Annotated in this window: 8 protein-coding genes; 7 read left to right on the forward strand and 1 reads right to left on the reverse strand. The window is 53.5% G+C overall.

Annotation, left to right across the window (positions count from 1 at the left end; all coding sequences use genetic code 11):
* Positions 1–382 precede the first annotated feature (382 nt).
* From SH528x_RS09210 to trxA, 6 genes are all read left to right on the forward strand, one after another.
* Positions 383–1,684 carry a DUF1501 domain-containing protein gene (locus SH528x_RS09210; protein ID WP_442510231.1) on the forward strand — a complete coding sequence of 434 codons (1,302 nt, stop codon included), beginning with the start codon at positions 383–385 and terminating at the stop codon, positions 1,682–1,684.
* 139 nt (positions 1,685–1,823) lie between these two features.
* The gene (locus tag SH528x_RS09215; protein WP_442510232.1) at positions 1,824–4,265 is read left to right on the forward strand and encodes a pre-peptidase C-terminal domain-containing protein; all 2,442 of its coding nucleotides are present in this window, start codon (positions 1,824–1,826) and stop codon (positions 4,263–4,265) included.
* A gap of 111 nt (positions 4,266–4,376) precedes the next feature.
* On the forward strand, positions 4,377–6,860 hold the full coding sequence (locus SH528x_RS09220) for a DUF1549 and DUF1553 domain-containing protein (RefSeq protein ID WP_442510233.1): 2,484 nt from the start codon (positions 4,377–4,379) through the stop codon (positions 6,858–6,860).
* Positions 6,861–6,927: 67 nt separating this feature from the next.
* Positions 6,928–8,925, forward strand: a complete 1,998-nt coding sequence (locus SH528x_RS09225) for a c-type cytochrome domain-containing protein (RefSeq protein WP_442510234.1) — start codon at positions 6,928–6,930, stop codon at positions 8,923–8,925.
* A 171-nt stretch (positions 8,926–9,096) separates the two neighbouring features.
* Positions 9,097–9,855: an NUDIX hydrolase gene (locus SH528x_RS09230; protein ID WP_442510235.1), complete on the forward strand. Its 759-nt coding sequence runs from the start codon at positions 9,097–9,099 to the stop codon at positions 9,853–9,855.
* Positions 9,856–9,942: 87 nt separating this feature from the next.
* Positions 9,943–10,272: a thioredoxin gene (gene trxA / locus SH528x_RS09235; protein ID WP_442510236.1), complete on the forward strand. Its 330-nt coding sequence runs from the start codon at positions 9,943–9,945 to the stop codon at positions 10,270–10,272.
* A 220-nt stretch (positions 10,273–10,492) separates the two neighbouring features.
* On the opposite strand, the gene SH528x_RS09240 is transcribed toward trxA, so the two are convergent.
* The gene (locus SH528x_RS09240; protein ID WP_442510237.1) at positions 10,493–11,167 is read right to left on the reverse strand and encodes a metallophosphoesterase family protein; all 675 of its coding nucleotides are present in this window, start codon (positions 11,165–11,167) and stop codon (positions 10,493–10,495) included.
* A gap of 618 nt (positions 11,168–11,785) precedes the next feature.
* Between SH528x_RS09240 and SH528x_RS09245 the strand changes: the two genes are divergently transcribed.
* Positions 11,786–13,855 carry a vWA domain-containing protein gene (locus tag SH528x_RS09245; RefSeq protein ID WP_442510238.1) on the forward strand — a complete coding sequence of 690 codons (2,070 nt, stop codon included), beginning with the start codon at positions 11,786–11,788 and terminating at the stop codon, positions 13,853–13,855.
* Positions 13,856–14,096: the final 241 nt, after the last annotated feature.

The raw sequence follows: 14,096 nt of genomic DNA on the forward strand, positions 1-14,096 counted from the left end.
TCGACTCCCCCAAATATAATTGACGCCCGCCCCTGTTTTCGCTACAATAGCCACTCTCAGCGTCAGATTGCCTAACAATCCAGCTGAAAAACAAGCCTATAGACTTGTCCATTCCTTCCTTAAAAATACTAGAGCCATAGACAACTTTTCCGAAAAAGTTGTTTTGCGGATCTGGGCCTACCTTTACGCCATATCTAGCCCGGCGGCATTTTGCCAAATGCGGGGAGATGTCATCCACTATCGAGCTTGACGTGATGAAACAAATCAACATCACTTCGTACGCTTCGAAACAATCTTCCTCGAGCGGTTCCTTTTTGCTGGTGGATCGCTTGAACTCTATCCAATCACGTTGAACGTTTTCTCAATTCGGAGAATTGCAAACATGCGTTGTCACGGAAATCCCTTTAGCCGTCGTGGTTTTCTTGCTGCCGGAACCCTTGGCACGATTGGGTTGTCGTTACCCGAATTGCTGATGCGTCAGGCAGCGGCGGAACAGAAGCAGTACGATTTTGTCGAAGCGAAAGCAAAAAGCGTCATCCATATCTTTTTGCCTGGCGGTTTGGCACAACAGGAATCGTTTGACCCCAAACCCTATAGCCCTCTGGAATATCGGGGCGAACTGAAAACGATCAAAACCAATACGGGCGAAGTTTTCTGTGAGACGATCCCTCAGCTAGCCAAGAGGGCGGACAAGTTCAGCGTGATCCGCTCGATGAGCCACGGAGAAGCCGCTCACGAACGGGGCACCCACAATATGTTCACCGGCTACAAGCCGAGCCCTGCACTGCAATACCCTTGCTTCGGCTCGGTTGTCAGTCACGAGTACGGTCCTCGCAACAATTTGCCACCATACGTGTGCATCCCCAACGTTCCCAACGAGTTCGCGGGAACGGGCTATTTGCCCAGCAGCTTCGGTGCATTCGCCCTCGGTTCGGATCCCAATCGCAGCGATTTCAAAGTCCGCGACTTGAATCTTGCCGGTGGTGTGGACCAAGAACGCTTCACACGTCGCAAAAGTGCTTTGGAAGTGGTTAACAGCCACTTCACCTCTGCCACCCAAGCGGACAATATCGAAGCGATGAACACGTTCTATCAACGAGCGTACGATCTGCTTGATACCCCGGCGGCTCGCGAAGCGTTTGATATCGAAAAAGAAGACGCCAAGATGCGAGATCGCTACGGTCGCAACGACGCAGGTCAACGTATGTTGATGGCTCGTCGTTTGGTCGAAGCCGGATCACGTTTGGTGACCCTGACCTACGGCGGTTGGGATATGCACGCCAACATTACCGGTGCGATGCGTAACACAACACCTGCATTGGACGTTGCGTTGTCAGCACTCTTGGACGATTTGTCCGAGCGAGGAATGCTCGACGAAACGCTCGTCATGGTCAGCAGCGAATTTGGCCGCACGCCAAAGATCAACAAAGACGCCGGCCGCGATCACTGGCCAAAGGTGTTCAGCGTGATGTTGGCGGGTGGCGGTATCAAGGGTGGTTCGATCTACGGTGCTTCGGATTCGACCGCGTCGGAACCCGAGGAAAACGCCGTGTCGCCAGCCGACCTTGCGACCACCATGTATCGCTTGCTTGGCATTGTTGCCGACAAAGAATTGATGGCTCCTGGTGATCGCCCGATCGAAATCGTCGATGGCGGCAAAATCATCGAGCCATTGTTGGCCTAACGTTTTGCCGCTCGTTCGTCAGAGCCTGAGGGGTGTCCATTCTGCGTCGTCCCCCCGCTCTGACGCCCTTTGTTAATCATTCAGTGCGGCTTTATTGGCCGCTTTGCATCGTTTGAACTCGCCTCTATTGGACGACCAAGTGAATTCACGATTCCGCCCGACTGCGTTTGTTGCATTTAGCTTGACCATCATGGTTGCCACTACTGCAATGGCAACGCTTCCCGAAGTCACTCGCCTGAAACCCTTTGGTGTCCGCCGCGGGGAAGAAACAACGGTATTGTTTCAAGGAGCACGGCTCAAAGATGCACATCAAGTGCTGACCGATGTCCCCGGCATTACGATTTTGGAAGTCAAGCCGATCGACAACGCCAAGGTCGAAGTCAAGCTGAAGGCGGATGAAAAACTCGCCCCCGGCTTGTACCCTGTTCGCTTGATCACCAAGAGCGGTGTTGCCAACCTACGACTACTGGGCGTTGGAACGATGCCCGTGGTTGATGAGGTCGAACCGAATAATGATTTCGCCAAACCGCAAACCATCGAACTCAACACAACAGTCGAAGGTATTGTCGAGCGTGAGGACGTTGACCACTTTCAGGTCAAACTGAAGGCCGGCGATACACTGAACGTCGAGATCGAAGGGCTGCGTTTAGCTTATTCGCTGAACAACCAAAACATTCTTGATCCGTTTGTCTCTATTTTGAACGAAGGACGTTTCGAAGTCGCCACGAGCGACGACTCGGCCTTGTTACAACAAGACGGCGTGTGCTCGTTCACCGCGACCGAGGACGGCACCTATACCGTTCTGGTTCGCGATAGTTCGTTCGGGGGCAATGGCAACGCTGGCTACCGACTGCACGTTGGTACGTTTCCGCGTCCTGTTGCCGCCGTTCCAGGTGGAGGCGTTCCTGGCGACACACTAAAAGCCAACCTGGTTGCATTGGATGGCACCATCAGCGAAGCCTCGGTTCAACTTCCCAGCGAACCGCACGATCAATGGGCCGTGGTCACTGAAAACGAAAAAGGCATTTCACCGTCACCCAACTGGGTGCGAGTCAACGATTTGCCTGTGGTCATGGAACAGGAACCTAACGATGACCGCGCCAAGGCACCTGAGTCTGCTGTGCCAGCTGCGTTTTGTGGCGTGATTGAAAAAGAGGGCGATTTCGATTGTTTCAGTTTTCAGTGCAAAAAGGGACAGCGATTCCGAGTGACCGTGTTCGCTCGCAACGTGATCCGTTCGCCATTGGACGCCGTGCTGAACGTGTTTGCTCCGGATGGAAAGACATTGTCTTCCTCGGATGACATCGGCACCAACATGGATCCGTTTGTCGAATTTACGGCACCGGCCGATGGAAAACACAGCGTTCGTATTTACGATCATCTTCGTGGCGGCAGCCCCATCCATCATTATCGAATCGAAGTCACTCCTGCAGTGAACGAGTTTGATCTGACGTTGGCCGAACTTCGACGCTATTACCCGCAAGTGGTTGCAGTACCAATCGGTGGCCAAACCGCGTTCATGGTTAATGCAACGCGTCGGGGGTACAACGGCGAAATCAACATGGAACTCGATGGACTTCCCGAAAACGTCGTCGCCCAAACCTTTCCCATGCCCGCCGGGCGTGGTGAGATTCCGGTATTGTTGACCGCCAAACCCGAGGCAACCCACGCTGCTTCGTTGTTTGACATTCATGGTAAAGGCGATGAGAAAAACGCAACCGTCACAGGCCAGCTAAAGCAAACTCACCAATTGGTGCTGGGTCAAAACCGACGTGCAATGTGGGGCTATGACACCGACCGTGCGGCAGTGGCAGTCACTGACGCGGCTCCTTTTGAGATCGAATTGGTCCAACCAAAAACTCCCATCGTTCGTGATGGCAGCAAGGAATTGGTCGTCCGAATCAAACGCGGCGAAGGGTTCGACGGAGCGGTTTCGCTTCGTACGCTGTACAACCCGCCCGGCGTTGCGGTCAACAATAGCCGCAAAATCGACAAAGGCCAAACCGAAGTTGAGATTCCGATCACCGCAAACGGTAGTGCCGCTGTGGGAACTTGGCCTGTGATTATGATCGCAAGCTATCCCACCGATAACGGCACCGCGGAAATCGCGACCACACCGATCATGTTGGAAATCCAAGAACAGCTGTTCCGCTACAAGTTCCCTCGCTCTGCTGCAGAAACTGGAACCGAAGCGACGGTGGCCGTTGAATTGGAAGTACTCCGAGAGCTTCCCGGTGACGCGGAAGTGGAATTGCTCGGAATCCCGAATGGTTTAACCAGCTCGGCGGCAGTCCAAAAAATCACCAAAGATTCGACAAGTGTGATCTTCCCCATCACGGTTGCCAAAGACGCCAAAACCGGCAACCACAAAACACTTGTCTGCAAATCACGCGTCACCGTCGGCGACGAAGTGATTGTGCAAACCAATGGCACTGGCGAAATCCGCGTGGATGCACCGTTGCCACCGAAGAAAGACGCACCTGCCAAACCGGCCGCTAAACCAAAGCCGGTCGAAGCTAAACCCGCCGCGCCGAAACCACTCAGCCGGCTCGAGCAACTTCGCCAAATGAAGAACCAGTAAACACGCATCACTACTGGGCAGGCGTTTTGCCTGACCAGTAGATCCTCCCCCCGTATTCAATCGATCCCGTATTTCATCGATCGCTATTATTGTTCAACGAGGAACATCGGCATGAACTTTCCATTCATTAAAAAACTCGAGCGGATCGCTCTCGGCGTGGTCATCATCGCGACCAGTGCTGTTTCAGCGATCGCGGTAACACCCGAGTCATCGACCCCGAGCGGCAACACGGCACGTCGACCGGACATCGCTGTTTATCCGAGTGAAATCAAACTCGGATCGGCTCGTGATTTCCAGTCGTTTGTGGCAGTGCTGCGACGCGACGACGGGATCACCGAAGACGCCAGCGAGCGAATGGAGTGGTCGATCGCCGACGAATCCAAAGTTCGTCGCGACGGTTTCATGCTGCACCCGGTCGCCGATGGCAAGACTGAGCTGATTGGCTCGTACGCGGGAACCGAAGTTCGCGTTCCCATCACGGTGACGGACGCTTCGGTCAAACCCGAGATCAGCTTCGAAAAAGACATCATGCCCGTGCTGACACGCTCAGGTTGTAACACCGGATCGTGCCACGGTGCCGCACGCGGCAAAGACGGTTTCCGCGTTAGTTTGTTCGGCTTTGACCCCGATGGTGACTACTTTCGCATCACACGCGAAATTGGTTTCCGTCGTATCAATCTCGCCGTTCCCGAAGAGAGCCTGTTTCTAAAGAAATCGATCGGTGCTGTGCCTCACACCGGAGGCAAATTATTTGACACCGACTCGGATTACTACGCCACAGTTTTAGAGTGGTTGCAAAAGGGAGCGAAAGCCGATCCAGCCAAAGCCAAGCCACCCGCGGTCCAATCGCTTGCGATCTATCCGCCCCAAGCGGTCATCGAAGGCGAAGGAACACAGCAGCGATTTGTTGCCGTGGCCACCTACAGCGACGGCAGCACGCGTGACGTCACTCGCCTAGCCGCATTTACATCCAACAACGCGGGTACCGCCGAAATCGATTCGATGGGCGTTGTCACCGCTGGACGTCGCGGTGAAGCATTCGTGATGGCTCGCTTTGTCACCGAAACGGTGGGCAGCCAAGTGCTGGCGCTTCCAACCGAATTGCAGTACACCGCTCCGAAGATCGAAGGCGAATATATCGATCAACTCGTCGGCAAAAAACTACAACAACTTCGCATCCTGCCAAGCGGACGCTGCAGCGACGAAGAATTCCTACGACGTGTCACCTTGGACGTCACCGGGTTACTGCCGACCGAACAAGAGTACCAACAGTTTGTTACCGACGCCGCCCCCAACAAACGAGCGGAATTGATTGATCGTTTGCTTGAACGAAAAGAGTTCAGCGAGATCTGGGCAATGAAGTTTGCTCAGCTATTGATGATCAAGAGCAGCAACACGGTCAGCTACAAATCGGCATTCTTGTATGCAAATTGGTTGACTGACAAATTTGCTCGTAACATCCCCATCGATCAAATGGTTCGCGAACTACTGACCAGCACCGGTGGCACGTTCACATCGCCAGCGACCAATTTTTACGAGATCGAACGTGACACATTGAAGACGGCTGAAAATGTCGCCCAAGTCTTCATGGGTATCCGAACGCAATGCACCCAATGTCACAATCATCCGTTTGACCGCTGGACGATGAACGATTACTACGGTTTTGCTTCGTTCTTTTCGCAGGTCGGACGTAAACAGGCTGAAGACTATCGCGAAAAGATCGTTTACAACCGCTTTAGTGGCGAGGTCAATCACCTCGTAACCGGCAAACCCGTTCCGCCTAAGTTCTTGGGCGGCGAAGAGCCTGACACCAAAGGCAAAGATCGTCGCGAAGTGGTTGCGAACTGGCTGACAAGCAAAGAGAACCCGTACTTTGCTCGTTCAATTGCCAACCGAATCTGGGCTCATTTCATGGGCGTCGGATTGGTTGACCAAGTCGACGATATCCGTATTAGTAACCCGGCCAGTAACCCTGAGCTGTTCGACACGCTCGGTAACAAATTGGTCGAGTACAACTTTGACATGCGGTCACTCGTACGCGACATCTGCAACAGCGAAGCTTACCAACGTAGTTGCCAATCCAACGAAACCAATGCTCACGACAACCGTAACTACGCGTACGCCGTCGTGCGACGAATTCCGGCCGAAAGCATGCTCGATTGCCTATGCCAAGTGACCGAAGCTCCCGAAAAATATCGTGGTTTGCCACTCGGTGCATCGGCGGTCCAGATCGCTGATGGTGCTACCTCGACCTACTTCCTCGATGCCTTTGGACGCTCACCGCGAGCCACCGTTTGTGAGTGCGAAGCGACCACGGCGCCATCGCTATCGCAAGCTCTTCACTTGCTGAACGGAAGCTCGGTAACCAACAAGATCGAGCAGGGCAAAGTGATTCAAAAATGGGTCAAAGAAAAAAAACTGACCAACGAGCAGGTGATTGAACGAATTTACATCCGCTCGCTCGCTCGCAAGCCGACCAAGGATGAACAAGAAAAACTGCTGGCCACGATTCCAGCCGAAGGGGACAGCGCTGCTGCACTTTCGGATATTTTCTGGGCCGTGCTAAACAGTCGCGAGTTTGCATTCAATCACTAATTAGAATGTAAGCCCGCCTTCGATCTCCTACTCGAAAACTCGCCCCACCCCACGATCTCCAATCGCCATGATTCGATTCAATATTGCCGCCTTACTCGTTCTGTCCGGTTGCGGAGTCAGCTTTGCTGCCGACGAAAAATCCACTCCGGAAGTGAAGAAGGTTACGTTTGAAGACGACGTGAAGCCGATCTTTCGCCAACATTGTGCTAGTTGTCACAACCAAGGCGATAAGAAAGGCGGCTTGGCATTGGACACCTATACGGCATTGATCGAAGGCGGCGGCAGCGGCGAAATCGTTTACGATGACGGCGACCCATCGGGCAGCCGGTTGTGGCAATTGGTCAACCACGACGACACACCGATCATGCCACCGAACCAAGATAAATTGCCCGCCGAACAGCTGGCGGTCATCCAAGCTTGGATCGAAGGTGGAATCCTAGAAAACTCGGGATCCAAAGCCAAAGCGAAAAAGAAAAACTCACTCGCGTTTGTCGCTAGCACCGGCGGCAAACCCGAAGGTCCTGTGGCGATGCCGGAATCGATTCCACAGCGTGTGCCCGTGGTCACGGATCGTGCAGCTGCGATTACGGCGATTGGTGCAAGCCCATGGGCACCGTTAGTAGCGATCGCTGGGCAAAAACAAATTGCGTTGTACCACACTGAAACGTCAGAGTTGCTGGGCATTTTGCCTTTCGAAGAAGGTATTCCGCAGTCGCTGCGTTTTAGTCGTGACGGAAGCTTTTTGATCGCAGGCGGTGGCGAGCATTCAGTGAAGGGAATCGCGGCAATCTATGACGTTAAAACTGGCGAACGTGTGGCGACAGTGGGCGACGAGTTAGATGTGGTCTTTGATGCCGACGTGAACGCCAACATGTCGCGAGTCGCGATGGGTGGCCCTCAGAAAATGTTGCGTGTTTATGACGCCACCGACGGCGAACTGGTTTTTGATCTCAAAAAACATACCGACTGGATCTTCACCGTCGCATTCAGCCCTGACGGCGTATTGATCGCTTCGGGTGACCGCTCCGGTGGCCTTAGTTTGTGGGAAGCCGACACAGGCCGATTGTATTTGGATTTGACCGATCACAAGGGAGCCATCAATTCAGTCTCATGGCGAGACGATTCGAACGTCTTGGCCAGTGCGAGTGACGACGGAACCGTCAAAGTCTGGGACGTCAACGAAGGCAAGGCAATCAAGTCGTTTAATGCTCATGGTGGCGGTGTCACCGATGTTGCGTTTGATCATCAAGGACGACTCGTTACGGCAGGTAAAGACAACAAAGCGAAACTTTGGGACGCTAATGGTGGACTGATTCGTGAGTTCCAACCGGTCGCCGAAGATGTGCTCGAAGCAGCGATTACCCACGATGGCAGCCGAGTGATCTATGGCGATTGGGATGGCCAAGTATTCAGTGCACTATCCGAGAAACCCGAAGATAAACAAACGTTAGCAGCGAACCCGCCACCTGCGGCTGAGCGTGCTAAAGTCGTCCAGCAGCAATTGGCATCGATCCAAAAAACGATGCAGCCGATCAAAGCCGAGTTGGATGCGGCAATGAACACGGTCGCTGCCGCTCAGAAACCGATCGACGAACTCAATGCAAAGATCGCTGCCGCCAAAGCCGAGGCCGAAAAATCGAAAGCGGCTGCGGATGCTGCGGCAAAGAAGGTGGGCGAATTGGACGGGCAAATGCCCGCCTTGGCCAATGCATCGCGTGACAAGCATGACGCCGTAATCGCCATCCGCGTGCAAACCAACGGCGACGTTGCCAAGCTCGACGCGGTTGCAGGTGCGGAACAAGCCCTGATCGATCACTTGACCCAATTGGTTAACTTGCGTCGCGATCGCATCGCGACCCACAATTCAATCGCGACGCACCAGCAAGCGTCTGCGGCGAAGACTGCCGAAGCGGCCGAGTTGGCCAAAGGCTTGCCCGCACTTCAAGAAGCATTGGCAAAAGCTCAACAGGCTGCCGACGCAATGAAGGAAAAGTACGATGGCGTGGCCACTCAATTGACCGCGGTCCAAACCAAGCTGGATCAATTGTCAGCCGCCGTCAATTAGTGCTATTGTACAGGTTGCAGGGTATTGCTGGAGTCGACGCTGTAGCGTGTTTCGCTAACCGCCAAGACGGTGTTCCCGCAATGCTGTTAATCTATTCATAGCGTTGGCAAACGCTCGGTGGCTTTGGAAAGCGTGAGTCAAGGTCGCGTCCATTGAGCTTGATTGACCCTCATGACTATTCAACAATCTCAACAACGTTCGACGGTTTTCGCGGACGATCTCGGTAATTTCTTGACCAAGCAGCTCTCAGGCGAGGGCTGTACTGGCAATCGATCTCATCGGCCCGACCGGTTGGAACCAATGTTTCCCGGGTTGGCCTACGGCCGTCATCGTGGTCCTTCGCGGCGAGGGTGCCGCCAAGCCGCAGTGGCCATTTCTTTGTTTCAAGACGCGGACCAGCAGTGGGTAATTCCATTGACCGAGCGTCCGATGGCATTAAGGCACCATGGCGGTCAAATCTGCCTGCCCGGCGGACGCAGGGAAGCGGGCGAATCGGCCGAACAGGCCGCGCTGCGGGAATTCGAAGAAGAACTGGGGGTACAGCCCCTAGTCCAAGTCTGCTGCGGCAATCTTCGTGAGCAATACGTCTATGCGAGCGATAATGCGGTCCAACCGGTGGTCTTTATCATTGAAACGCCATTACCTCAGTGGCAGCCCGATCCAGTCGAAGTAGAGGACGTGATCCTGTTGCCTGTTGGAGAACTATTCCGTCCCTCACGACGAATTGTCTTCCAGATGGAGAAACGAGTGCATTTTATTGAAACGAGGACCGGTCAAAAGCCTTCGTCTGGGTTCGATAAGCTGCAGTTCGCTGCTCCGGCATTTCAGTACCAAAACCACCGGATTTGGGGAGCAACCGCGATGATTTTAAACGAATTGGCTCGGATATTGCTTCCTTATCGGAATCGGTTAAAAGTGACTGGCAATTAGGCCAGTTTGACAGTGGGGCAAATTGACAGCAGACGCTCTGTACCTAACAATTTGCGCTGGCAACCTATTTTTCAAAAGGAAGTTTCCATGGCATCTGATGCTGTAAAAGAATTCACTGATGAGAACTTCGATAGCGAAGTCCTGCAGTCAGACTCCCCTGTGCTTGTTGACTTTTGGGCACCTTGGTGTGGCCCATGTCGTCAGATCGCTCCGATGATTGACGAATTGGCCAGCGAAAACCCGTCGGTCAAGATTGGCAAGATCAACATCGACGACAATCCTGGAATCGCCCAGAAGTTCGGAATTAGCAGCATTCCCACGCTGTTGGTTTTCAAAGGTGGCGAAGTTTCAGAAAGTTTTGTAGGCGTTCGCCCCAAGGCTGCGCTTCAACAAGCACTCGATTCGTCGGTTGCTTAAGCATCCAAGGATGCTTCGGAACACTTAGGCACTGTGTCATTTCACGGTGCCTTTTTTATGCGCCCACCTGATTTGCTCTACTTTTGAATTAGAGAGGCTGTGCGGCGTTTGCGTTTCGTAGCGGCGCCCGCCAGAGCGTGGATTGTTGGCGTCCCACGCGAATTACTCCCTTTTGGCGAAGGCAGCTAACGAGAGTTGATCGCCTTGGGACGTTCACCCCCTAGTATTGGGCCTGCGTGCTGCGGACTCGCCCATCCTGTGCGACCTGCCACACTTGACGGCTGTACAGGTCAATGGCGGTGAGCCATCCTCCGCCGTAGCAAAACGTGTCGATGTCCAACAAGTGTCCAATATCGAGAATTTCGCCATCTCGCATCGCCGTGTGGCCGACTACGGCCGTTTTGCCGCTGATGTGAGCCGCTGGGTAACCGTCGTTCAGCGTGTACCACCGCAGCATTTCGGGCGGCTGGTGCTCAAGCGGTGTGTCGGGATCGTAAGCGGCATGGGTAAAGAAATAGTCGTCGTACTCGAAGTAATCTCCGAGCGAATCGAAGAAGTCCTCGTGGCTTTGCGGCAAAAAGTCCAATCCACCATCAAAACCATAGCTATCGAGCGTCTCGACCCCGCCGTATTTCAGCCATCCGTGAGGCGATTGACCGTCGCGAACCACCTCGAGCATCATTTCCTCGTGGTTGCCGACCAATCCAATCAGTTGAGTCGTTTTACGAAGATTGATCAGGGTGTCGATCACTCCGCGAGAATCAGGGCCTCGATCAACGTAATCGCCCAACGTCACTACGATATCTTTCGCAGTTGGCGCAACTTCCTCTAGCAATCGCTCGAGAGCGACCTTACAGCCGTGAATGTCACCAATTGCGATGAGTCGCTCAGACAATTTCAGAAAGCCTTGTGCAAGATTCAATTCGAAAACGCGAATTCAATTCGCCACGTCTAATAACGGTATAAAATCAAGGCTACTAATACAAGTTCGAGTTGGCAATCGTCGCCCCCCGCAAATTGACGTGTTGGAACCGCCCATAAACACTGCAAAACGTCGTTTTCTGGGTACAATGGTCAAATTGATTCGTTGAAACACGTAGACGAAGGGGCTGACAAAATGAGCTCCAAAATGACGACTTCATTCACTAGGTTGTCCCCTTATCAACCCTGGCGACCTGCGATTCCTTGTCAGCACGTCACGGTTTGCTTTTTGGACATGCAGGCGACGATCCCCCAGCCCATACAAGAACAATCAATGATCTGAAAATTTCAGGAACCTGTCTCTGTTTTCAATTCAGGAAGCACGGCCACCTGCTACGGTAGAATTTGATTAAAATAGAGCAATATCCTCTCATCGACGGCTACAATGGGGGGGCGAGTATAAGTGGGCCACTTTTCTCGTCTCTGGGCATTTTAATGCTGAAATACCATCACTTGATTTTCGCGGTCTAATTTCAGCAAAGTGCGACTCGCAACCGGCTCCGACATTTTTGAACCGAATGGTTAAACGCAAATGACGATCCCAACACCTCCAAGCAACTCGCAAGCCGGTAATTCCTTAACTGGCGGCCTGCAAAGTAACCTCGAATCGGTGGATGCTTGGGACGAAGAAGAACTCGAAGAAGAGTCGTTCTTCTCGGCGAGCGAGACCACTGCGTTTGCTGGCAGCATGTTGGTGCACTTGATCATCATCTTGTCTTTGGCGTTGGTTCCGTTGGTCATGCCCGTGGACGAAGAGGCCGTGGTGCTGGTGTCCCCTCGGGCTGAAGAGGAAATCGAAAAAGTCGAAATGATCGACGATGTGACCTACAGCGATTTGCCGCAAACCGAAGTCGGTGCGAACAGCACCGCCGACGCGGCGATGGCGGAAGCTTCGGCGGAGATGTTCGCCGAGATTTCAGAGATCCCCAATCCGGTCGATCTCGAGCCGACCGACTTCGGCCAGATCATGGTCAACAAAATGTTTACCGAAGCAGTCGCCCCGTTGGATCGACTGAAGAATCAAAAAGGGCAAGTCGGACAGGGCACGCAAGGGGCTGCCGGCGCGGTGGACCGAATTACATTCGAGATTCTGCAATCACTCGAAGAGCGCCCAACATTGGTCGTGTGGCTGTTTGATCAAAGTGGATCGCTGCATCGACAACGTCAAGAAATCCGTGATCGTTTTCAGCGGATCTACAGTGAGCTGGGGATTGCCAAAGAGAGCGAAGCCGCAGGGTTCCGCCGCAACACCAACGACAGCCCTCTGCTGAGTTCCGTTGTCGGCTTTGGCAAAACAGTGACGCTGTTTACCGAAGAGCCGATCGAAGATCTTGAAGAGATCAAATCGATCGTGCAAAACATTCCTGTGGATACCTCGGGCGAAGAACGTGTCTTTTCGGCGATTTCATCCGCAGCAGATCAATACAAATCCCTGCGACGTAGCCGCGGTGGCAATGGGCCGCAACGAAACGTCCTTTTCGTCGTCGTGACCGATGAACGAGGTGACGACGCGAACATGCTCGAGCAATCGATCGCGGCGTGCCGCAAATGGGCCATCCCGGTTTATGTGATCGGTGTCCCTGCGCCGTTTGGTCGCGAGCATACGTTGGTCAAATATGTCGACCCCGATCCAAAGTACGACCAATCGCCCCAGTGGGCGCAGGTCGACCAGGGCCCTGAAACGTTTTACCCCGAACAGGTTCAAGTCGGTTTCACGGCAGACTTTAAACAGGAACCCGTGATCGATAGCGGCTTTGGTCCCTATGCCTTGACCCGCCTCTGTTACGAAACGGGAGGCATCTATTTCACGGTCCACCCCAATCGCAACGTGTCTCGCCGCGTTCGGTCGTCCGAGATCGACGCCTATTCGGCGGACATCGAATACTTTTTCGATCCTAATGCAATGGCGCGATACCGGCCTGACTACTTGGCACCTCAAGACTATGTGACCAAGGTCAAGGCAAGTCCGCTGCGTCAATCACTCGTGCAAGCGGCCCAAATGCGGCCCGCTCAAGGTCTGTCGCGTCCACAAACACGATTTGTCAAACGCAGTGATGCTCAATTGGTCGGCGATTTGACCAAGGCTCAACAAGATGCCGCGAAATTGGAACCGACGTTGATCCAAATGGCAACGATTCTTGAACCTGGAATGAAGGCACGCGACAGCGAAGAGAGCTTGCGTTGGAAGGCGGGGTTTGACTTGGCGATGGGTCGTGTGCTTGCCCAGAAGGTTCGCACCGAAACCTACAATGCGATGCTCGCCAAAGGCAAACGTGGCATGCCGTTCGAAAAAGAAAAGAACAACACTTGGATTCTAGAAGCAAGCGAAGAAATTTCGGTAGGTAGCAAATGGGAACGCGAAGCAGCACTGGCCAAGGAGTTGCTCGAAGGCGTTTCACGCGACCACAAGGGCACCCCCTGGGCGCTACTAGCCGATCAAGAGCTGACCGTCCCGATTGGCTGGAAGTGGACGGAAACCTTCACCGATCTGACGCCTCGCAAAGCAGGCGGAGGTGGTGGCGGAAATAACAACAACGTGCCCAAGGACGACGAAAAGCGGATGCTAAAGAAAGCACCGTCGCGTCCTATTCCTAAGCTGTAGAAGCCGCTCACATTCACACTTTGCTCTAGTAGACCCCGCAAACGCTTTTGAAGTTGCGTTTTTTAGTAGGCCGGATCAAGCAAACTGCGTAAATGCCGGGTCGGCGGACGCAGTTGAGAATTTCATGTTGGTCCGAGGCTCAGTCGAAAAGGCTACCGTTTGCGCCGATCCGGCATGATCCTGCGTCCTTGATCCGGCCTACAGCTCGCCCGCAAACGCAATAGTGCAACTTCAAAACTTA

This window comes from Novipirellula methanifontis, assembly GCF_052161655.1.
GTDB lineage: Bacteria > Planctomycetota > Planctomycetia > Pirellulales > Pirellulaceae > Novipirellula.